Raw genomic sequence first — 23,610 nt, 5'->3', positions numbered from 1 at the left:
TATCCTGCGGCAAATCATAGAACATTGAATGAACTGAAGATGCGCTCGTGTTATAATGGCGGCAACAACATCATTCGAGCGAGAGAAGGCTTCAAGGTGCGACTCGGGAAGATTTACCGCAACTACATTCGCAATAACCTGTTCATCAAAGTCATATTCGTCTTCGCGATCATCGTCAACTTGACGATCATCACGCTTTCCTATTTGCTATATAACCTCATGTCCGCATCCATCGTGAATAGCGAACTAAACAACCAGAAGCAGGCGATGGACCGGGTCAACCGTTACCTCGAGCAGAAATACGATTGGGTCCAGAACACGGTTCAGGATATTTACCGGAACGACCTGCTCGCGAGCAACGCGTCTTATTTTCTCAGGCATCCGTATAACGACTACGTGCAATACATGCTGGATCAGAACTACGCGGGCGGCAACGAGAGCGCGGTGGATATTCTGAGCTTTCTCGCGAACCGGATGGAATCGGATCCCGACATTCAGAACGTCCTCCTCTATAGCACCGAGATGCAGCAGATGTACGTCTTTAATTCGAACGGTCCACGCAAGCTATACTCCACGAACCCGACGCGTTCCTACATTCCCGAGGTCATGGCTGCGGAAGGGCCCATCGCGGCGACGCCGAACACGTGGATCCGAAAGCTGATCGGGCAATGGAACCCGCAGCTGTATTCCATGCGCAGCCAAGTGAACGATAAGAATACGCTGAAAAATATCGGGCAGATGCTCGTTTATTTCGACGCCGGAATGGTGAACAAAGCCCTTGAGCAAAGCCGCACCCCGCTAAAGGGGACGATTCTTGTTCTGACGCCGGACGGACAAGTCTTATCCGACTCCTCGAATCGTTATTACGGTCGGGTTTTCCCGTATATGGAGCAGATCGGCTCCCTTAGGGATGTCGAAACGCTGGACGAGCCCTCTTATATCTCCACCTTGACTCAGAACAAAGCCGGCTATATCGTCGTAGGCATCTCTCCGAAAAGCGTGGTGGCGGAAGCATACGCGGGACTGAAGAGGACGATCATTCTAATCAGCTCCATCTGCATAGCGGTCGCCGTCATTATTCCTTCCCTCGTGATCTTTAACATAGCGAGGCGAACGAACAGAATCGTCTATTTCATGAAAAAGGTCGAGGGCGGCGATCTGAACGCCCGCCTCCAGGATTCCAGGGAGGACGAGCTCGGTCAAATCTCGCATAGCTTTAACGATATGCTCGACGAGCTGGGCAGGCATATCGACCGGGAATACAAGGCCGAAATCCGCATGAAGCAGACGGAGCTCGCCGCGCTGCAAGCAAGGGTGAATCCGCACTTCCTCTACAATACGCTGGAAGTGATCCGGATGCGGGCGATGTCCCAGGGCGCGGAAGATGTGGGGGAAATGATATACAGCTTGGCCGCTTTATTCCGTAATTCGGTTAGCCTAAGTCCCGAGAACACGCTGGGCGAGGAGCTGGAGATGTGCAGATTGTACCTGGAGCTCTTCCGGATCCGATACAAGAACAAGTTTGCGTATTCGATCGAGTGCGAGCCCGAAATCTTGAATATACCCGTGTTCAAGATGCTGCTGCAGCCTATCGTCGAGAACTATATCGTGCACGGCATGGAGTCGCGGCGCAAGGATAACCGGTTGACGATCGATGCCGCCAAGGAGGACGGGCTGGTCGTCGTTCGAATCCGCGACAATGGCAAAGGGGTCGAGCCCGGGAAGCTTAAGCAAATGATGCAGGCGCTGAATTTGCCGGAGGCCGAGCAAGGACAATCCTTCGGGCTGCGCAGCGTGCATGAACGGCTAAGGTTAGTTTACGGACCCTCTTACGGGGTAAACATCGAGAGCGAACCGGGGAACGGGACTACGGTTACCGTGAGCTGGCCCGCGCCGGAGGAAAGAGAGGAAGCCAAGAATGTATAAAGTATTGCTCGTAGACGACGAACCGTTCATTAGCGAAGGCTTGAGCGACGCGGTGGACTGGTCCGCCTTCGGGCTTGAGATCGTCGGCAGCGCGGAGGACGGGGAGGAAGCGCTGGAGCGGCTGCGGCAGGTGCCGGCGGATATTCTGATTACGGACATTTCGATGCCGGTCATGGACGGTCTGGAACTCATCCGCCAAGCCCGCTCGTTCCTGCCGCATCTGAAGGTCATTATTCTGAGCGGCTTTAACGAATTCGGCTATTTGAAGGAAGGCATGCGGCTTGGCATCGAGAATTACCTGCTCAAGCCGATTCGCTTCGAAGAATTGGAAGCTACGTTGGTCGGCACGGTAGATAAGCTGAATGCGGGCAAACCGGAGAGGGTCTTCGGGAAAGACGAGATCGGCATTCTGAGAGATAACGTCATGACCCGCTGGATCTCTGGACGCATCGCTCCTCCGGAGCTGGCGGAGAGGACGGCGCTTCTCGGCATCGATCTGACGAAGCCTTATGCGGCTATCGCGATTATTCGGTTATCCGACGATTCGGGAGAAGCTTACGAAGCCGCGGAAAGGCTGCTCGAAAGAGCCGGTGAGTTCCTACGGTTCCATGACGCCGACGGCAGTATGGTCATTGTCTTCTGCATGGACGATGCGGAGCATGGGAAAGGTATAGCGGTGAAGGCTCTTGGCAATTTGGCTAAAGCCTGGGAGAGCCGAAATTCCCGAATTCGCATCGCGCTCGGCAGCGTGCAGCCCATGGCCGAGACCGGCAAGAGCTATGAACAAGCGCGCAAAGCGCAGCAATACTTCCTGGTGATGCCGGATCTGCATTTCGTCGATTATGGGCAGCTGCCATCGGCATCGCCCTCTTTTCCAAAGGACCTATTGGACTGGGAAACCTATGCTAAGTCGATCATGGCCAAGGATAAGGCTGAATTACTGGGACGGATCGGCAGCGATTTCGCGGCCATAAGGGCTGCGGAGGGCATGAACCCCGCGAGAACGAAGAGCGCGGCGGTCGAGTTGATCATCCGGATGAAGATGGAAGCCGATAAGCTCAATCGGGCCGACTCTACGGAGGCTTACAAGGACGCGCTCGATAAAGCGATGGCCGCGGCTACCTTGGAAGGCGTCGAGGATGCCGTCAAGGAAGTGTCGCTCTATGCCATCGATTCGTTCTCCGGCGAGGACATGAGTCCGGTTATCAAGCAGGTGCTGCGGTATATCCAAGAGCATTACGCGGAAGCCCTGACTTTGAAAACGCTCGGACAGCAATACCACATCCATCCCAATTATCTCGGCCAGCTTTTCCACAAGCAGACGGGCGATACATTCGCGGATTACATAAACAAATTCCGCATCGACAAGGCCAAAGCGCTGCTAATTGATAGCCGTTTGAAGGTGAATGAAATCGCCAAGCAAGTCGGTTACTGGGAAATCGGCTATTTCTACAAGCAATTCAAGAAGCATGTCGGCATCGTGCCGAGCGAATACAAGGGGCTGCAGTAACGCGAAAGCGTTAAGCGGTTCCTTTCTTTAGTTTGTACACTTAATCTTTGTTTTCTAATATTTTTGAAAATGTTTTCATTCGATAAGATACAAATAGAAGTTGCAAGAACATACGCGTCACACAGACAAAGGGAGGCAATACCATGGGTAGCACCCGCAAAAAATTATCGATCGGACTCGCGTCCATTCTGGCAGTCATGCTCTTCTTGAGCGCCTGCGGAAACAACGGCTCTTCGAACAACGCATCTCCAACCGGCAATGCCGGCAACTCGGAGGAACCGGTCGAGCTTAGCTGGTACACGATCGGCACCCCGCAGAAAGACGTCGACAAGATCATGGGAGAGGTTAGCAAATACACGAAAGACAAAATCGGCGTTACCGTTAAAATGACCATGATCGACTGGGGCGACTACAACCAGAAGATGCAGGTATTGACGGCTTCCGGAGCCGACATGGACATCATGTTCACCGCTTCGTGGGCTTTCGACTACGTGCAGAATGCACGGAAAGGCGCTTTTGCCCCGATCGACGATCTTCTGAAGGCGCAAGGCAAAGGCATTACGGAAGTATTGGACCCGGCTTTCCTGGAAGGCTCCAAGGTTGACGGCAAGAACTACGGCGTTCCCGCCAACAAAGAGCTTCCCGCCCAAGAGGTATGGCGCTTCAACAAGAACCTTCTCGACGAGAACAAGCTGAGCATCGCGGACGTTCGCACGCTTGAAAGCCTTGAGCCATTGCTTAAGACCGTTAAGCAGAACAACCCGGATGTCGTCCCTCTTCAAGTGGACAAGAACTTCATGCCTTATACGCCTTATGACTACCTGATCGAGAAGTTCCCGCTTGCCGTCAAGCTTGACGACACCGGCTACAAAATCGTAAACATATTCGAAACGCCGGAGATGAAGCAAGCTCTTGCGACCATGCACAAGTACTACACGGCCGGCTACGTTCCAACCGAAGCTGCAACGCTTGAATCGTCCTCGGACGTCCAAGCGACGGGCAAATGGTTCACGGACAAAGCGACGACTCAGCCTTTCGCGGACAACGTATGGTCCACTAGCTACGGTTACCCGATCGTGTCGACGCCGCAAAGCGACGCGCTGATCTACAACCTGTCCGTCATGGGCTCGATGCAAGCGATCTCCGCCAACTCCAAGAACAAAGAAAAAGCGATGGAATTCCTGAACCTGTTGAATACGGATCCCGTCTTGCGCAACCTGGTAGACTCCGGTATCGAAGGCACGCACTACAAGAAAACGGACGCCAACTACATGGAGAACCTGCCGGAATCCAAAAACTACGACATGCCGACCTTCTCGCTCGGCAACGTGATGCTGACACACCTGAACCCGGGCGATCCTGCCGACAAATGGGAACAGTTCAAATCCTATAACGATGCAGGCAAACCTGCGATCCTTCTTGGCTTCAACTTCGATCCTACGAAGGTATCCAACGAGATCGCGGCCGTACAGAATGCGAAGGAAGCTTTCTGGGCGCCGTTGATGACGGGTACGGTCGATCCGGAGAAATATGCGCCTCAAGCGATCAAGAAGCTTAACGACGCAGGCCTGGGCAAAATCCTAGCCGAAGCGCAAAGCCAGATGGACGCTTGGAAAACAGCCAACAATAAGTAAGAACAAATCATAGTACCGGGGCGAATGTTCGGCATTCGCCCGTTTTTTTATTACGGACCTTACAGAAAGGGTGATTCCCATGAAAACCTTAGGGCGCTTCGCCAAAGATCTCGATCGCAATAAAGCGCTGCTACTGATGGTGCTTCCCGCCACCCTATGGTTTATCTTCTTCGCGTATTTGCCGATGCTCGGCACGATTATTTCCTTCAAGGAATATCGCGTCAGCGGCGGTTTCCTGTCCAGCATTATCAACAGCCGATGGGTCGGCTTCGATAACTTCAAGTTCCTATTCAGCACCGACGACGCGTTCATCATTACCCGCAATACGTTGCTCTACAATATCGTTTTTATTTTCATTGGTCTCGTTCTGGCCGTGGCAATGGCCATTGTCCTTTCCGAAATCGCAAACAAGAAGCTGGCGAAATGGTACCAGACCGGGATGTTCATGCCTTACTTCCTGTCCTGGGTCATCGTCGGTTATTTCGCATATAGCTTTCTCAGCTTCGACAGGGGCATGGTGAACAAGATCGCCCTCGCCTTCGGCATCGATCCGGTTCAGTTTTATTCCGAGCCTAAATATTGGCCGTTCATTATCGTCATTGTATTCCTGTGGAAATCGCTCGGCTATAATAGCGTCGTCTATCTGGCGGCCATCATGGGGATCGACAAATCCTTGTACGAGGCGGCCATGATCGACGGGGCCAATAAATGGCAGCAGATTCGCAACATCACCTTGCCAATGCTGACTCCGCTCATGACGATACTGACGTTGCTCGCGATCGGACGTATTTTCTACGCGGACTTCGGCTTGTTCTATCAGGTTACCCGCGATTCGGGCACGTTGTATAACGTAACGAACGTTATCGATACGTACGTCTATCGGGGCTTGAAGACGACCGGCGAGATCGGAATGAGCACGGCGGCGGGATTATACCAATCGTTCGTCGGCTTCGTGCTGGTAATCACGTCCAACTACGTCGTCCGCAAAGTCAATAAGGACAATGCTTTGTTCTAAAACGCCAAATGAACCCAGAAAGGAGAATCCTCCATGGCATCCTTGACCAAACCAAGGGACTTCCACAAGCTGTCGCCCGTATGGAACGTCATTTTCAATATGATTGCCGGTCTATTCGCGCTGGCTTGCGTCTTTCCTTTCCTGTTCGTCACGATCATCTCGTTCACGGACGAGAAGACGCTGGCGCGCGACGGGTACTCCCTGTTTCCGAAAAAATGGAGCATCGACGCTTACGACTATATATTCAAGGCAGGCGACCAATTGCTGCGATCCTATGGGGTAACGATCTTCGTTACCGTCGTAGGTACGGCGCTCAGTATGGTCTTCATCTCCTTGTTCGCTTACGCGATCTCCCGGAGAGGATTCAAATACCGTAATTTCTTCTCTTTCTTCGCGTTCTTCACGATGCTGTTCAATGGCGGGCTTGTGCCTACTTACATCGTGACGACGAAGCTGCTTGGTTTGCAAAATTCGATATGGGCTTTGATTCTTCCCCTTACCGTTAACGCATTCTATATCATGATCATGCGCACGTTTTTCTCCACAATGATTCCCGATGCGATCATAGAATCTGGTAAAATAGACGGAGCGGGGGAGTTTGGCATTTTCTTCCGTTTAGTCATTCCGCTCGCGCTTCCCGGACTCGCGACGATCGCTTTGTTCAGCACGCTCGGTTATTGGAACGACTGGTTTAACGCGCTGCTGTACATCGAGGATCCGAACTTGGTTCCGCTGCAGTCGATGCTGATCAGGATCGAGAACAGCATGCAATTCATTCTGCAGAACTCGAATAACCCTTCGCTCGGAATGGGAGTGCTGCAGTCCATGCCGCAGGATACGTCGAGAATGGCGATGGTCGTGCTTGCGACCGGTCCGATCGTGCTCGCTTATCCTTTCTTCCAACGTTATTTCGTTCAAGGCCTGACTGTAGGCGCCGTTAAAGAATAAGAAAGAGGGAACCTTATCCATGGAACAATTCAGATTGCCTAAGATCGCCATGCCGGAGCTCAAGCTTCCGCAATCGGTGCAAGACGTGCTGGCCGAAGCGGAGACGAAGCTGGCGCACCGGCCGAAGCTTCTTCAGCTGTTCAAGAACTGCTTCCCGAACACGCTCGAGACGACGACCAAGCTATTGGAGGACGGGACGACCTTCGTCATTACGGGGGATATTCCCGCGATGTGGCTGCGGGATTCCGTCGAGCAGGTCATCCAATACGTGCCTTTCGCCAAGGATGACGCCGATCTGCAACGGATTATCGGCGGTCTTATCAAGCTTCATATGCGATATATTCAGATCGATCCTTACGCGAACGCGTTTAACGAAATGGCGAACGACTGGCACTGGAACACGGACGACGTAACGGAAATGTCGCCATGGGTTTGGGAACGCAAGTTCGAACTGGACTCCATCTGCTTCTCGATGCGTCTGGCTTACGCCTACTGGAAAGAGACGGGACGCGCGGACATCTTCGATTCGGATTTCAAGAAAGCGATGCGGACGACGGTGGATTTGTGGAGACGGGAACAGCTGCATTTCGAGCATTCGCCTTACCGCTTCGAACGGGATAACGGCATTATGACCGACTCGCTCATGAACGACGGCTTGGGAATGCCCGTCAATTATACCGGGATGGTCTGGTCCGGCTTCCGTCCAAGCGACGACGCTTGCGATTTCCACTACAATATCCCGAATAACATGTTCGCCGTCGTTACCCTGCGGCAGATGCGGGAAATGGCCGAATTCGTGTTCCGCGACCTGTCGTTCGAGAAAGAAATGGCCAAGCTGGAACGGGAAATCAACCATGGCATCCAGCTGTACGGCATCTACCGTCACCCTGAATTCGGACCGATCTATGCGTACGAGACCGACGGCTTCGGCAATTATTGCCTGATGGACGACGCGGGAACGCCGGGCCTGATCTCGATTCCTTATCTCGGTTATGCGAGCGCGGACGACCCCATTTACGAGAATACGCGTCGTTTCGCGCTCAGCAAGCATAATCCGTTCTATTACGAAGGCAAAGTGGCTAAAGGAATCGGAAGCCCGCATACGCCGCCGGATTACATTTGGCATATGGCGTTGTCCATGCAGGGACTGACGGCTGTATCCGCTGAGGAGCAGCTGGAGATGATCTCGCTGTTGGAAGCCACGGATGCCGACACCGGCTTTATGCATGAAGGTTTTCATGCGGACGATCCGAACGAGTTTACTCGAAAATGGTTCGCGTGGTCCAATAGCTTATTTTCGCAACTCGTCTATAAGGCGATGAAAGCAGGGTTGCTCGATGCCTAAACCGATTATTTTCTACGATTCTTCTTTTCCGGGTGCTGTCGGGTTCGGGGAAAAAGATTTAGAACAGCTGCGGGCAATCGGAGAAGTGTCCGATGTCGAGGGAGTTACGGCTCTGCTTAGAGAGGCAGAAGGCGGATGTTTCGTTTCGATGCACGCGCCTTATTTTCCGATCGCGATATGGGAGGAACTGCTTGCTTTCCTGAAGCGCGGCGGAGGCTTGATCAGCGCGGGGGGAGCTCCGTTCCGTGTGCCTGTCAGGAAGGCGGATGGGGAATGGTTCGTCGAGCCGGAACAGACGGCTTATCATCGGCAGCTCCGCATCCACGAGATGCTGTCCGTTCTGTCCCGTCCCGTTGTTAAGCTGGCGGCGAATGGCGATATCCCATTATTTCAGGACCGGGAATTGCTATTGGATGTGGCGGATACGTGGAACTTGGTGCCGCACGTGACCAAGTCGAGCGACCTGCCTCATCAGATGGGATCGGCCGGTCCAATGGACGCGCATATCTATCCGGTTCTGAAAGGCATCTCGTCCGAGGATCGCGAAGTCGCGGCGCCTGCCGTGCTTTGGGAGAACACGAAGGGCGATTTCGCCGGCGGGCGCTGGCTGTTCATCAATCAACCTCTTGGTGCGAAATTCGCCGAGCGAGGCGGTTTGAAGGCTCTTCGCGAGTGGGCTCGCTTTTGCGCGTCCGGCGTCACGGAGCTGTGGCTGAAGCCTAGCTATGCTTCGTACGAGCTGCACGAACGGCCGATGTTGACGTTCCAGGCGCAGAAGCTGGGACGCGGGCAAGCGGATGACGAGGGTAAGGAAACCGAGTGGACGTTTACGATTCAGGTGAGCTATCAGGACGATGAGTGGGCTGAATTCCAATTTCAATTTAACGCCGCCGTGGGACAGGGACTTGCGATTAAGCGGATTCCGCTTCGTATCGATGTCCGCGGCGGATTTTATAGCGTGAAATGCCTCGCCGAGTCCTCGGACGGCGAGACGCGTATGCTGCGTCAGGGTTTCTGGGGCGCGGACGCCAAGCTGCTGCAGTCGGGCGGTTTGCTTTCGAGCGGAAGAGACTACTTCGAAAAGGACGGACGTCCGCTGCCCGTGGTGGGAATGACGTATATGACGTCGGACGTCGCGCGGAAGTTTCTTTTTCTTCCCAACGCTTCTGTATGGGATCGCGATATGGCCCAGATGCGCAAAGCCGGTATCAACTGGATACGCACGGGAATATGGACGGCTTACCGCAACGTGATGCAGGTGGACGGTCACGCCTCCGAGGAGGTGCTTCGCTCGATCGACGCGTTTATCATGACCGCGAAGAAGAACGACCTTCAGGTAACGTTCACTTTCTTCTCGTTTACGCCTGAAACTTGGGAGGGCGCGAACCCTTATCTGGATCCCCGTAGCGTGGAAGCGCAGAAGCGGTTCGTCCGTTCGATCGTCAGCCGTCACCGCGACACGACCAATATCGATTGGGATCTGATTAACGAGCCGTCGATGTTCGATCCTCAGCGGATCTTCTCTAACGGCCCTCGGTCTAGCCGGGATCCGTTCGAGAAAGCGGCTTATTCGGAATGGTTAGCCTTGCGTCACGGCTCGATCGAGAAGCTGCGCGAGCGGTGGGGCATGACGCCGGGAGAGTTGCCGGACTTCGCTTCGGCTACCGTTCCGGAGCCGGAAGACATTAACTTCGACGTGCAGGACATGCACCAAGGCAAGAAGGGCACCCGCTGGCTGGACTATGTGCTATTCTCCATGGACATGCATAACCGATGGGCGAAGCAGCTGTACGACGTTATCAAGGAAGAATGCCCGAAGCAACTGGTTACGGTCGGCCAAGACGAAGCGCTGGGCGCGCAACGACCGTCGCCGTTCTTCTACGAGGAGGCGACGGACTACACGACCGTTCACTCGTGGTGGCTGAACGACCAACTGCTATGGGACGGGATCTTCGCCAAGACGGCGAATAAGCCGAACGTCGTTCAGGAGACGGGCATCATGTACGTGGAGACGCCGGACGGCTTCGCGAAGCGGTCCGAGGAAGAGCTCCGCGCCATGCTGGAACGCAAGTATGCCTATGCGTTCGCGGCGGGCGGAGCCGGAGCCGTGCAGTGGATCTGGAACACCAACTTCTATATGGATAACGCCAACGAATCCCATATCGGCGCTTTAAGGGCCGACGGGACGGAGAAACCGGAAGCGGACGTGTCCTATCGCTTCGGAAGCTTCATGGAGGGAATCCGGGACTTGTTCCGCGATCGAGAGCTTGAGGATGTCGCCGTCGTGTTCCCTTACTCCAACGATTTCTCGAATCGCAAGCTGGCGTTCGATGCCACGACGCGGTTAACGAGAGTATTGGGATACGAACTGAAGGTGCCTTTCCGCGGGGTGTCGGAATATCACCTGGAGGCGCTGGAATCGGCGCCCGCCAAGCTGATTATCGTTCCGTCCGCCCACAATTTCGACGACGCCGCGTTCGCCAAGCTGCTCGATATCGTAGACCGGACGGGAGCGACCATGCTCTTTACCGGCCCTCTCGGACTAGATGCTTATTGGCGAAAATCGAAGCGCCTTGCGGAAGCTCTCGGCGAGCGGAAGCTAAGCAACGTGGTTCGTGAAGAGCAGATCGTGATCGGCGGCCGGGCTTACCCGGTGTCTTACGCAAACCGCAGAATCGCCGAAGTATTCAAGGAAGTCGTCTTGAACGGAAGCGTTACGGCGAAGGTTGAGGCTGACGCGGTTGTCGAAGCGGCCTACGGACGGGGGCGCCTAATCTGGTCCCCATTGCCGTTAGAGCTGAACGAACGGTCCGAGCCGATCGCCCGGTTGTACGAGCACGTGCTTCAAGCGTCGGGTTATCGGGGAAAAATGGAATGGATCAAGGGCGGCAATCTGCCGGGCGTCTATGGCAGATGTCTTCAATATAAAGACGGAGCGCTTTATGTCTTCGTTTCCGAATATGCTTACGATACTCTAATAGAGGTTAAGTCTGCCGGTACAGGGGCGACTTATTCTTTTGCGTTGGAACGGGAGCGCGTTGTATTATTTGCTACGGATCTCCAAGGTCGCGTAACCTCGGTGTATCGACCTGACGAGGTGGAAGTGCGAGCGCAATTCGACGCTCGGGCGGAATAGAAAGGAGATATTCATTTAGATGGACTCAACGAACAGAAAAACCGCGCATATCATCTCCCATACCCACTGGGACCGCGAATGGTATTTGCCATACGAGAAACACCATGTGCGCCTGATCAATCTAGTGGACTCTTTGCTGGATAAGCTGGATGAGGGCACGGAGTTCAAAAGCTTTTACATGGACGGTCAAACGATCATTTTGGAGGATTATCTCCAGGTTCGCCCCGATCAAAAGGATCGTCTGGAAAAACATATCCGCGACGGCCGCATCATTATCGGCCCCTGGTACATTTTACAGGATGCGTTTCTAACCAGCAGCGAAGCGAACGTGCGCAACATGCAGGTTGGGCACGATGACGCAAAACGCTTCGGTACGCCGGCGAAAATCGGCTATTTCCCCGATACGTTCGGCCTTGCCGGACAAACCCCGCAATTGATGCGGCAGTCCGGCATCAACAATGTCTTTTTCGGCCGCGGAGTGAAGCCGACCGGCTTTAATAACATGGTTTCGGACGGCGGCTACGAGTCTTCGTTCTCGGAGCTGATTTGGGAAAGTCCGGACGGCTCCAAGGTGTTGGGCATTCTGTTTGCCAATTGGTATTCCAATGGCAATGAGGTGCCGGTAGATGAACAAGAAGCGAAGGAATATTGGACCCGCAAGCTGGCCGATGCAGAGAAATACGCATCCACCAGCGAGTTGCTGTTCATGAACGGGGTTGACCACCAGCCTGTTCAGTTGGATTTGCCGGAGGCGATTCGCACCGCCCGAAAGCTGTATCCGGATATCGAGTTCATTCATTCCAATTTCCCGGATTACATCGCTTCGGTGGAACGCGCCTTGGATCGTGAGCTTTCGAGCGTTAAAGGCGAGCTTCGCAGCCAAAGGACCGATGGCTGGTGGACGCTTGTGAATACGGCTTCCGCAAGGGTTTATCTAAAGCAGATGAACCAACGAGGCCAAACTCTGCTCGAGAAGGTGGCCGAGCCTTTGGCTGCCTTTGCGCACGGAATAACCAAAGCGGCGTATCCGCATCATCTGCTGAAGTACGCTTGGAAAACGCTCATGCAGAACCATCCGCATGACAGCATCTGCGGGTGCAGCGTGGACGAAGTGCACCGCGAAATGGTCACCCGGTTCGATAAGAGCCGGCATGTCGCGGAGACGATCGTCGACGATAGCAAGCGCGCGATAGCAGAAGCGGTGAATACGGACGTATTCTCCCGATTGGGGAAAGACGCGCTGCCGTTCGTCGTCTTCAATACGACGGGTTGGTCGCGCAGCGGAACGGTAGAGGTCGAGCTGGATGTCGCGCGGCTTTATTATCGGGATGGACTGAGTCGGGAAGAAATGATTCGTCGGATGAGGGACGTCGATGTAACCAGCCGTTCGTTAGTGGATTCGGAAGGCAAGCAGGTTCCTTATACGATGGAAGATCTCGGACTGCAGTTCGGTTACGATCTGCCGGACGATAAGTTCCGTCAGCCTTATTGGGCGCGCCGCGTGAAGCTGGTCTTCGAAGCGGCTCAAGTCCCTGCGCTCGGACTGAAGGCCTATGGCTGGGTTCTTGAAGCGCAAGCCGGCGATCAAGCACCTGCCGTTAAGCAACCGTCCTCGGAAGAATCCCTTGTGTCCGGCGCTCGGTCGCTTGCGAACGAATTCCTGAGCATCGAGATCGCGGAGGATGGATCCTTGACCGTTACGGACAAGGCAAGCGGACGTACCTACCGCGACTTGCTCGTGTACGAGGATACGGGCGATATCGGCAACGAGTATATGTATAAGCAGCCGGAAGGGGAACAATCGCTAACGACCAAGGGTTTAGCGGCGGAAATCAAGGTCATTGAGGATACCGCGTATCGCGCTTCCGTCGAGATCGTTCACCGCTGGGCCGTACCGGCATCGGCGGACGATACCTTCGAGAAGGAGAAGCAGGAAGCGCTTGACTATCCTTTGCGCAAGGCTCAGCGGGTGAAGGAAACCGTGCCGTTGACGATCCGGACAGTCGTCAGCCTGGAGCGCTCGGGCCGCGGCGTCAGCGCTCGCGCGACCTTCGACAACCAAGCCAAGGATCATCGCGTGCGCGCGCTGTTTCCGACGGATCTGGCTACGGCCGTTCATCGGGCGGACGCGATCTTCGAGGTGGCGGTTCGCGACAACGAACCGGCAGCCGAGTGGGAGAACCCGAGCAACGCGCAGCACCAGCAAGCCTTCGCCGACGTTAGCGATGAGAATCGGGGCTTGACGATAGCCAACAAAGGGCTGAACGAATACGAAGTGTTAAGAGACGGCCGGAATACGATCGCCGTGACCTTGCTTCGCGCCGTCGCGGAGCTCGGAGACTGGGGCGTCTTCCCGACTCCGGAAGCGCAATGCCTAGGCGAGCATACGGTTGAGCTCATGATCGTTCCCCATCAAGGCGACGGGGCTGCATCCGGTGCGTTCTCTGCCGCCTACCAGTTCCAAACGCCATGGACGACCGTTCAGACCGGCATCCATGGGGGAGCGCTTGCCCCGGTCCACGCTTTCTTGGCGTGGCAGGGCGAGGGCATCGCGTTCTCCTCCGCGAAAATCGGGGAGGATACGGGCGATCTGATGCTGCGCTGGTTCAACATGCGTCCCGAAGAAGCGGAGCTGAAGGTGCAACCGAACGATGGCGCGAACGCTGCGGTTTACAAGAGCGACGTGCTGGAGAGCGTTGGCGACAGCTTGAAGCCGGCAGGCAGCAAGGAAGCTTCGTTTGCGGCAAGGCTTGGTCCATGCGAGATCTACACCGTAGGCGTCGTTGCAAGCAAATAATTCAGCGATACGTATCGCACAGAGGCTGTCTCACAAGGTCTATATGACCTTTCGAGATAGCCTCTTTTTTGCATGTGGCTGGACGCCATAACGGAACGAGGTTCCGCTATAACGCCGCCAGCCCCGCTCACGGCAGAAATAACGGAACGAGGTTCCGCTATAACGCCGCCAGCCCCACTCACGGTATAAATAACGGAACGAGGTTCCGCTATAATTCCGCCAGCCCTGCTTACGGCAGAAATAACGGAACGAGGTTCCGCTATTACTCCAGTTCTGGTCCTGATGACCGAATTGCCGCTAACAGGTAACTCGTCGCCGACAGAAAAGACTATCGAATGTTGACGTTGGCGATCGGCAGAAGCAATAATAAGCCATAGCAGTCACCCTAGAAAGAGGGGATGAGCACGTGGCCTTCCTAAGAAAACTATCCATCCGATCGCAGCTTGTCATTCTAGCAGCATCGACCATTATCGTAATCCTGATCGTTATTTTTCATAGCTACTCCATGATGTCCGGGATGGTTACGCGGAACCACGAGGAGTACGTCGAGCAGACCGTCTCCGAGATCAGGAAAAACGTGACGTCCAACAAGGACGTTATTAACAGGCTAATGCAAAATATATCCTATAACGGGGAAGTTCAACGCTTCCTGGTAGAGGAAAACGACTTGCTCAAATACGAGCAATTCAAGGATTTAAGCGAGTTGATAACGAATCAGAAAGAGCTGAAGGAAGGTATCCTGGACATTGTCATTTCCGGAGTCAACGGGGCGTGGATAGATCTCTATGGCGGCAATAAGTACGTATCGTCGTTGCAAAGCGCGGTTCCCCCCAAAGTAAATGCTCATTACGTCGGGATGCAGAAGTTCGGCAACCTCTACGGCTCGGGAGAAGGCTTGATATTCGCGACCCCGATCTATTATAAGGAGCAAGGCGAAATGTTCAACCGTCTTGTCGGCACTCTTTTCTTCATCATGAATCCGAAAGCGCTTGCCGGGGAACAAGAGTATGCCTCGAAGCAACATAGCTCGCACATTTATTTGCTGGACAGGGATCATAAAGTGATTACGAGCAATTCGCAAGAACCGGTCGGCAGCCGATTGCAAGACATTCCCGCCGGGGGACAGAGCGAGGAAGACACGATGATCGAATGGAAAGACAAAAACTACGTGATGCAGACGGTGAATTTGCCGGATATCGAAGGAAGCATACTGAGCATGGCTCCCAAAGATGAATTGCTGGCCGACTTGCTCGATATTCGCAGGTTGGAGTTAACCATATTAGGAATATGCTTATTGGTTTTGGTAATCCCGTTCATGTTCATCGTGAACAATATATTGCGTCCGTTGAAAAAACTCATCTTCTTCATGACTACCGTAAAAAGAGGAGACTTGCTCAAATTCAAAAAAAGAATCTCTTTGCAGGGCTATATGGAAATCAGCATCATGGCCTCCGAGCTTAATAGCATGCTCGATGAAATCGACCATCTCACGCAGCGTTTGCTGGAGACGAACAGCCGTTTGTACGGCATAGAACTGGAGAAGAAGAAGTCGGAGCTAGCTTTCCTGCGGAGCCAAATCAACCCCCATTTCTTATACAACACGTTGGAAGCGATTACGGGAATCGCCGTCGTGGAAGGGCAAAACAAAATCAAAACGATGACGAGGTCATTGTCCAGCATCTTCCGTTACAGCATTAAGGGGGGAGATGTCGTTCCCCTTAGCGACGAAGTCAAAATGATCGAATCGTATGTCCAAATTCAGCAAATTCGGTTCGCCGACCGTTTCTCCGTTCATTATGAAATGACGGACGAGGCCCTTGCTTTCGCGATTCCGAAGATGATTTTGCAACCGCTCGTGGAGAACGCGGTCTATCATGGGTTCGAACCCACGTTAAAGGCCGGGGAATTATGGATAAAAGGCTTCGTCGACGAGCAGAGAACGCTAATCGTAACCGTGGAGGACAACGGAACGGGAATAGAACCAAGCAAGCTGGAGGAGCTTCGGAACAAACTGTCGGTTTCTTCCTCCGGTGAGCCGGGTGCGGAGGACGGTGGCAGCATCGGGCTGGTCAACGTGAATAACCGGATCAAATTGATGTTCGGAAACGAGTGCGGAATAAGCTTGGAGAGCGTTCTCGGCGAAGGAACCTGCATTCGTCTGGCGATCGCGGAAAGAAGGGAATCGAATGCGTAAAGTACTGATCGTGGACGATGAAAGCTGGGTCGTGGAAAGCCTGAAGGATTTGGTGGATTGGAAGCACTATGGCTTCGAGGTTGTCGGTCAAGCCTATAATGGAGCCGAAGCGCTGGTAGCGATCGGGAGCCTCAAGCCGGATGTCGTATTTACGGATATCCGGATGCCGGAGATGAACGGTCTCGAGCTTATTCAACGGGGAAGGAGATTATCCTCTCGGATCCAATTCGTCGTCGTCAGCGGTTACGCCGAGTTTGCCTACGCTCAGAAAGCGTTGACTTATGGAGCCGTCGCCTATTGTTTGAAGCCGTTCGACGAGATGGAAATCTCGGGCGTGCTCTTGAAAATCAATAAAACGCTGGACGGAGCCAAGTCTGACCCCGACTATTCGCTTATCCAACTGCTAGATGACCCTAGCTCGGAAAATCAGTTGAAGCTGCAAGAGGAATTCAAGAAGTACCGCATTCCGGATTGGAGCACGGGAGGATTCGTGGCCGTCGTTGCCGTGGGACCAAGAGAGCTTCCGGACTTCTACGAGCCGGTGCTCAAGCTGAAAATCGGAACTTCCAAAACCGCGTATTTGTTCGGCGCGCGCGAGGCCGAAACAAGGAAAAGGAAATGGATCGAACATTTTCCTCCGGGAACAAAGGGCATCGGGATCAGCGAGAAAATGACCGATCTCAGCGTCATCAAGGAAGCAATCGCACTGGCCGACTTGTTCGCGCACCAGTTTTTCGTTAATGCCGAGGCCGGGGTGTTCGACGCTCAGTCATACAAGAATGACGAACTGAACAAGCAAATGATGGAAATGAACGATGCGATTCGCGACAAGGACCAGAAAGAGGCGAATCTGGTATTCGAACGGATCGAAGGCTTGTTCAGATCGCGCTCGTTATCTATCCGGCACGCCTTCCAGGTGTACAACATGACGGTTTCGTTTCTGTTCGGTCTCGGGCAAGCGGAGAACATATTATACAGCTACGAGCAATTGGTTCAATCCTATCCCCAAGCGTTCGCGATGCTGGATGAGCTCCAAAAACTTACCGCGCGGTATATGAGAAGCTCCGACTCGCCATCGGTCGAAACGAAAAACCAAACATTCAATGCCATCCTGCAATTCGTGACGAGCCATTTCAACGAGGATATCTCGCTGCAGAATTTATCGGATCAATTTTTCATGAATCCAAGCTATATTAGCCAGTTGTTCAAGAAGGAAGCGGGAGAGACGTTTACGACGTACATCTCCCGGCTTCGCATCGCCTACGCCTGCGAATTGTTGAGTTCGGACAACTACTCCGTCCACGAGATCGCGGAAAAAATCGGATATCACGACTATTTTTACTTTACGCGCATCTTCAAGAAAATAACGGGCAAAACGCCGACCCAATATCGCGGCGAGCAAAAATAAATCGCTTTCCTATGCATTTATTTTAGAAAGGATATGGATTATTTTTAGAAAACCTTTGCGGGAGGTTTTCTTTTTTTTTGCGACTGAAAGAATTTCGGCGAATTCTATAAAACGCGTGCATAGACCCTGAAAGCGCTCGCAGGGATAATAATTATACACAGATGGCAACGTTTACAAGGAGGCTCGGGATGAACAAAATCGCAAACAAACCATTAGCGAAGGAACTCTATAAAAGTAGATATTTGTACATTTTGCTCCTTCCGACCGTGCTCTTTTATGTGCTGTTTCAGTACTTCCCCATGTACGGGATTCTTCTGGCTTTTAAGGAGTACCACATCAGGGAAGGGATTCTGGGAAGTCCATGGAACGGCTGGCACAACTTCGAAGAACTGGTCAAACAGCACGATTTCTGGAGAGCATTCCGAAATACGCTTATCATTAGCGTCGGACGGATCGTTCTTGAATTTCCGGCAGCCATTCTATTGGCGCTTCTGATCAACGAAGTGGCCAAGCAGAAGCTGAAGAGATTCTATCAAACGGTGTACACGTTTCCGCATTTTATATCGTGGGTTATCGTAAGCGGAATCATGTTTAATTTTCTAAGCAGCGAAGGTATCCTGAATCAAATGATCTCTTTCCTTGGGTATGACAAACAGACATTTCTGACGGATCCGGGACTGTTCCGGCCTATTATCTTTCTGTCGAATATTTGGAAAGAGGTTGGCTGGAGCGCGATCATCTACTTGGCAGCAATCGCCGGCATCAATCCCGAGCTGTATGAAGCGGCTCGCGTGGACGGCGCAAACCGATATCAGCAACTTAAGGCCATCACTTGGCCGTCGATCCGCGGAACGGCTGCTATCCTACTTATCCTTGCGGTGGGAAATTCTATGAATGGCGGCTTCGAGCAAGTTTTCAACCTGTACAATCCCGGCGTATATAACACGGGAGACATTATCGACACTTACGTATACCGCTCGGCATTCAAAGACGGAACGAGCTTCGGGGTTTCAACGGCAATCGGTCTGTTCAAGGCCGTTCTCAACTTCGCTTTGCTGTACGCCGCGAACTTCATGGTTAAACGACTTGGCGAGGAGGGGTTAGTATAATGGAGACGCCGGTGAACCAACAACCCGCCCTTCAATCGTCTCCCTTCCAAAAGCGGAAAAGGCTAGGCGTTGCGGACATCATCATCCATGCGATTTTGATCTTTCTTACGATTTGTACGCTATTTCCTTTCTACAATGTCATTCTGATGTCTTTCAGCGATACGGTGGCGATATCCAAGCAGGTCGTATATTTGATTCCGACGACCTTCGATTTATCGGCATATAGCTATATCTTTCACGAGCCCCGGTTCCTGAAAGCCTTTCTCGTAACCTTGTTCGTCACGGTCGTAGGCACATTGGTGAACTTGACCGTGACGCTAACAGGCTCGTATGTATTGTCCAAGACCGGGTTTCCCGGCAGGAAAATCATTATGTCGGGCATCCTATTCACGATGTTCTTCAACGGCGGACTTATTCCGTTCTATCTGATGATGAAAGACTTCCATTTGATCAACAATCTATTCGTTATGATATTGCCGGTTGCGGTTAACACTTTCTATCTCATCATTTGTATCGCTTTCTTCCGCACGCTGCCAGTCGGTTTGGAGGAATCGGCTAAAATCGACGGCGCGAACGATATTCAGGTGTTATATAAAATCGTACTGCCCATCTCCATGCCGATGGTGGCAACCATCGCCTTGTTCTACGCGGTGGATCGGTGGAACGAATGGTGGTTCGGGGTGCTGTTCATGACGGATATCAATCTGTTGCCGCTGCAAGCGCTGCTGCGCGAGCTGCTGACGAACTATCAGCAGGTGCTGTCAAGCATTACAACCAGCGTAGTCGTGCAGAACACGGGCTTGCACCCGAAAATGATCAAGATGGCGGTACTCGTTGTCAGTACGCTGCCGATCATCTGTCTGTATCCCTTCATGCAAAAATATTTCGCGAAGGGCGTTTTGATTGGCTCGATCAAAGGATAGTAAGAGCATTAATGCTTTTATTATAAACAATTAATTAGGGGGAAATGAAAAAATGAAAAGAGCGAAGCTCGTCGCATTAAACAGTGTAATAGTCGTTCTCTTTCTGTCGGTCCTCGCGGGCTGCAGCGGCAACAAATCGAACGAGGGCCAATCCTCGTCCGCGCCTTCATCTTCATCTTCATCTTCTGCTTCGGCTTCGGCCACGACGGACGAAAATCCTTTTACGGAGCATATGGATATCTCCGTTTCGTGGTGGGGTATCGGCGTAGGCTTCGAGCCGCACGACGAAGTACTTCAAAAAATCGAAAAAGATTTTAATGTTACGCTGAAGCCGGTAGATATCGGTTGGGACAACTACAAAGAGAAGTCCCAGGTATGGGCCGCGGCCGGACAACTGCCTGATATTATTACTCACAGCATCACAAGCGACACCCCGGCGATCTACAATGAATGGGTCGACCAACAATTGATCCATGCGCTGCCGGACGATCTAAGCGCTTATCCGAATCTAAAGACGGCGCTATCAATCGACGGCATTGACGGAATCAAACGCGATGGAAAGCTGTACGCCATTCCGCGCGGCACTTTCCCGGTTGAACAAGTGACGTCCGTATGGGCTGTCGATGGGGCGGTATTCGTTCGCAAAGACTGGATGGAAAAGCTCGGCATTAAGGATCCGCAAAACTTCGATGAATTCAAAGCGATGTTGAAAGCGTTTGTCGAGCAGGATCCGGACGGCAACAACAAGGACGATACAACCGGCATCGTGATGAATACTTTCGGATACTTCAAGAATGTTTTCACCCCGACGTTCCCCGAGTTCGGTAACAAAGGCTGGTTAAAGGAAGACGGCAAATGGATTCCTTTCTACGCTTCCTCCAAAATGGACGAAGTTCTCCGTCAAGTGCGTTCCCTGTATACGGAGAAAGCGCTTGACCCTGACTTTGCCGTAGCGAAAGCCGGCGAGGCTAACCAGAAGTTCTATCAGAACAAAGCGGGCGCATTCTCTTTCACTACGACCAGCATTTATGGCGCTAACGGCATCAAAGCGGAATGGGAGAAAAACAACCCGGATCTGAACTTCTTCGACCACGTGAAAATTCTTCACCCTTGGGCAGATGCAAACGGAATTAAATATAGCAACGTCAACACGCCATGGTGGTCCGAAAGCATGATCAACGCCGAAGCGGACGACCGGAAGCTCGACCGAATTCTTCGCATCTACGACTGGCTGCTCTCTCCTGCAGGCAAAGAACTGTTCGACTACGGTATCGAAGGAAAGGATTACACGAAAGCCGCCGACGGCAAAATTACGATTACCCGTCCGAAAGACGGAGAGCAATTTATCGATCTGAAGAAGGGATATCCTTCGATGGATATCATTTCTCAGCTTGCGGCTTGGAGAAATGCGGCCACGATCGAAGACAATGAAGCAAATAGAGCGGCATTCGGAGATCAATCGGTACAATTCGTTCAAGATGAACTGAATTGGACGAAAGAAAACACGAAACCGATTCCAACCGCTTTCGAAATCTTTACGATGAGTACGCCAGCCAAAGACAAACTGTCCGCAATAACTTACGATGACGACTTTACTCGTGTTATTCTAAGTAAGGAAGACCCGGTTAAAATGTGGCAAAGCGTGCTGGAAGGATACAAGAGCAAAGGCCTGCAAGAAGCTATTGACGAAGTCACCGCGGAAATGGCCAAGTTCAACAAATAATTCATTATCAAATGGGCAGCGATGGAAGCTCCGCCGGATAACGGCGGAGCATTTCCTTGCTTTCTTCGGGAGAAGGGGAACGGATACTATGAATGCAACGTCAGAGACGAAGGGAATGGAGCCTGTCGTGCTTCGGCTTTCGGATTACGGAGCCGAGCCTGATACGGGAACTGACGCTGCTGGAGCGATGCGGCGGGCGATTGAAGCGGCATCACGGATTGCAGGTCCAGTACATCTGGTATGCGATAAGGGGCGTTATGATTTTTATTCTCAATCCGCAGCAAAGGCGCCCTATTACATTACCAATACGACAAGCGAGACGGAAAACGCGGATCCGACGAAAACAATCGGTATTTATTTAAAAGGCATGAGCGATTTCACGCTTGACGGAGGAGGGGCTCTGTTCGTATTTCACGGTAAACACACGCTTTTCGTGATTGACGAGTGCGAGCGAATCGCTGTCCGCGATCTGCATACAGACTATGCGGAGCCGACTGTGGTAGAGATGACAGTGGAGCTGCTAGGGAGCGGATGGCTGGACGTGAAGGTTCATCCGGACTCCCGCTATCAGTTGGAAGATGGCAAGTTGCACTGGACTGGCGAAGGCTGGAGATTCCATGGAGGACCAATGCAAGCGTGCGACCCGGTTCGCAATACGACGTGGCGGATCGATAATCTGATTGAAAGGGCGATTAAGGTCGAGGAACTGCCGTTCGGACGGCTGAGATTGTTTTTCGATGATTTGCCGGACGTTGCCGAAGGTTATGTCCTTCAGGCGCGCGACGGCATCCGCGATCAAGTGGGTGCGTTCGTGAACAGAAGCCGCGACGTGCGCATGGATCAAGTCGGGATTCATTTCATGCACGGTCTCGGAATTGTCGGCCAGTTCAGCGAGGATTTGGCATTCAACCGGCTAGATCTTTCCCCGCGTCCGGAAACGGGCCGAACGGTAGCCGCATTCGCTGATTTTGTTCATTTGTCGGGCTGCAGGGGCAAAGTTTCGATTACGGGCGGCCGGTTCGTCGGAGCGCATGACGATGTTATCAATGTCCATGGCACGCATTTGAAGATCGTCGGCTCCCCGACTCCCAATCAGCTTGTCATCCGATTCATGCATCCGCAAACCTACGGATTCGAAGCCTTCTTCCCGGGCGATGAAATCGAAATGATAAGGGCACGATCGCTTACCCCTTATTCCCGTAATAGAGTGACGGAAGCGATGTTGATAGGGCCGAGGGAAATGCTGTTGACGCTGGAAGAGAGAAATCCGGACGTGATAGAGGAAGACGATGTCATCGAAAACGTGACATGGACGCCCGAGGTCGAGATCACGGACAATTACTTTGCCAGAATTCCGACGCGAGGAGTACTGGTCACGACTCGGCGACGAGCCGTCATCGCACGGAATGTGTTTGAACGGATGCAAATGAGCGCGATATTGGCTGCCAACGATGCGGCTTCTTGGTACGAGTCCGGCCGGGTGGAAGACTTAACGGTTCATGGGAACCGATTCATCGATTGCGGCAGCCGCGAACTGCCCGTTATCGCGATCGTGCCGGAGAACGAGGAGATCGATTCGGAACATCCGGTTCATCGAAATATCCGAATCGAAAACAATTCATTCACGACGTCGGGAGCACTTGTGCTGGACGCAAAGAGTACCCGTTCCCTGACTTTCAGAGGCAATGAGGTTTTCACGTCCCCCGGTGCGGACGGGTTTGCGAACGTGCGAGAGGCGATCCGACTGACCGCCTGCAGCGAGGTTGACATTGAGGCCAATCGGTTTATTCCTGTGGAATGATGCTTGTACTACCATAAAGAATTCGTCCATATTTGCGTAGGTCGAATTAATTGTGTGCTGGGAGTCGGTGGAGGGTTGTAGGTAGCTTTAGTCGATATATTTGCGTGCAGTGAGTGGGTTTTATGGAGTAAAAGAGGCTTT

The 23,610-nt window shown here is 52.7% G+C and carries 14 protein-coding genes; all 14 read left to right on the top strand.

Annotated elements, in window-relative coordinates; translation table 11 throughout:
* Window positions 1-96 precede the first annotated feature (96 nt).
* Entirely contained in the window at window positions 97-1,926 is a 1,830-nt protein-coding gene (locus E2980_RS13395) for a sensor histidine kinase (protein WP_135152722.1), read from the top strand.
* Complete coding sequence (locus E2980_RS13390) at window positions 1,919-3,436, top strand: response regulator transcription factor (protein WP_135152687.1); 1,518 nt, start codon at window positions 1,919-1,921, stop codon at window positions 3,434-3,436. Before E2980_RS13395 ends, E2980_RS13390 begins: the two co-directional genes overlap by 8 nt.
* A gap of 143 nt (window positions 3,437-3,579) precedes the next feature.
* Window positions 3,580-5,070 carry an ABC transporter substrate-binding protein gene (locus tag E2980_RS13385; RefSeq protein ID WP_135152686.1) on the top strand — a complete coding sequence of 497 codons (1,491 nt, stop codon included), beginning with the start codon at window positions 3,580-3,582 and terminating at the stop codon, window positions 5,068-5,070.
* A 79-nt stretch (window positions 5,071-5,149) separates the two neighbouring features.
* A complete protein-coding gene (locus E2980_RS13380; RefSeq protein ID WP_135152685.1) occupies window positions 5,150-6,085 on the top strand; it encodes an ABC transporter permease in 936 nt (311 codons plus the stop codon).
* Window positions 6,086-6,118: 33 nt separating this feature from the next.
* On the top strand, window positions 6,119-7,033 hold the full coding sequence (locus E2980_RS13375; RefSeq protein WP_135152684.1) for a carbohydrate ABC transporter permease: 915 nt from the start codon (window positions 6,119-6,121) through the stop codon (window positions 7,031-7,033).
* A gap of 19 nt (window positions 7,034-7,052) precedes the next feature.
* Window positions 7,053-8,378 carry a glycoside hydrolase family 125 protein gene (locus tag E2980_RS13370; RefSeq protein ID WP_135152683.1) on the top strand — a complete coding sequence of 442 codons (1,326 nt, stop codon included), beginning with the start codon at window positions 7,053-7,055 and terminating at the stop codon, window positions 8,376-8,378.
* A complete protein-coding gene (locus E2980_RS13365) occupies window positions 8,371-11,514 on the top strand; it encodes an alpha-amylase family protein (protein ID WP_135152682.1) in 3,144 nt (1,047 codons plus the stop codon). The genes E2980_RS13370 and E2980_RS13365 overlap by 8 nt, the downstream gene beginning before the upstream one ends.
* 19 nt (window positions 11,515-11,533) lie before the next feature.
* Window positions 11,534-14,311 (top strand): alpha-mannosidase, encoded by a 2,778-nt coding sequence (locus E2980_RS13360; protein WP_135152681.1) that lies wholly within the window; start codon window positions 11,534-11,536, stop codon window positions 14,309-14,311.
* A 406-nt stretch (window positions 14,312-14,717) separates the two neighbouring features.
* Window positions 14,718-16,505, top strand: a complete 1,788-nt coding sequence (locus E2980_RS13355) for a sensor histidine kinase (RefSeq protein ID WP_135152680.1) — start codon at window positions 14,718-14,720, stop codon at window positions 16,503-16,505.
* Window positions 16,498-17,913, top strand: coding sequence for a response regulator transcription factor (locus tag E2980_RS13350; RefSeq protein WP_135152679.1), 1,416 nt, complete (start codon window positions 16,498-16,500; stop codon window positions 17,911-17,913). Before E2980_RS13355 ends, E2980_RS13350 begins: the two co-directional genes overlap by 8 nt.
* A gap of 188 nt (window positions 17,914-18,101) precedes the next feature.
* Entirely contained in the window at window positions 18,102-19,022 is a 921-nt protein-coding gene (locus E2980_RS13345) for an ABC transporter permease (protein ID WP_135152678.1), read from the top strand.
* A complete protein-coding gene (locus E2980_RS13340) occupies window positions 19,022-19,945 on the top strand; it encodes a carbohydrate ABC transporter permease (protein ID WP_135152677.1) in 924 nt (307 codons plus the stop codon). Before E2980_RS13345 ends, E2980_RS13340 begins: the two co-directional genes overlap by 1 nt.
* A gap of 52 nt (window positions 19,946-19,997) precedes the next feature.
* Complete coding sequence (locus E2980_RS13335) at window positions 19,998-21,668, top strand: extracellular solute-binding protein (RefSeq protein WP_135152676.1); 1,671 nt, start codon at window positions 19,998-20,000, stop codon at window positions 21,666-21,668.
* Window positions 21,669-21,756: 88 nt separating this feature from the next.
* On the top strand, window positions 21,757-23,469 hold the full coding sequence (locus tag E2980_RS13330; RefSeq protein WP_135152675.1) for a right-handed parallel beta-helix repeat-containing protein: 1,713 nt from the start codon (window positions 21,757-21,759) through the stop codon (window positions 23,467-23,469).
* Window positions 23,470-23,610 lie beyond the last annotated feature (141 nt).

This window comes from Cohnella luojiensis (genome assembly GCF_004564235.1).
GTDB lineage: Bacteria > Bacillota > Bacilli > Paenibacillales > Paenibacillaceae > Cohnella > Cohnella luojiensis.
Note: the sequence above shows the minus strand (reverse complement) of the source record. Positions and strands in the feature narration are given on the sequence as shown.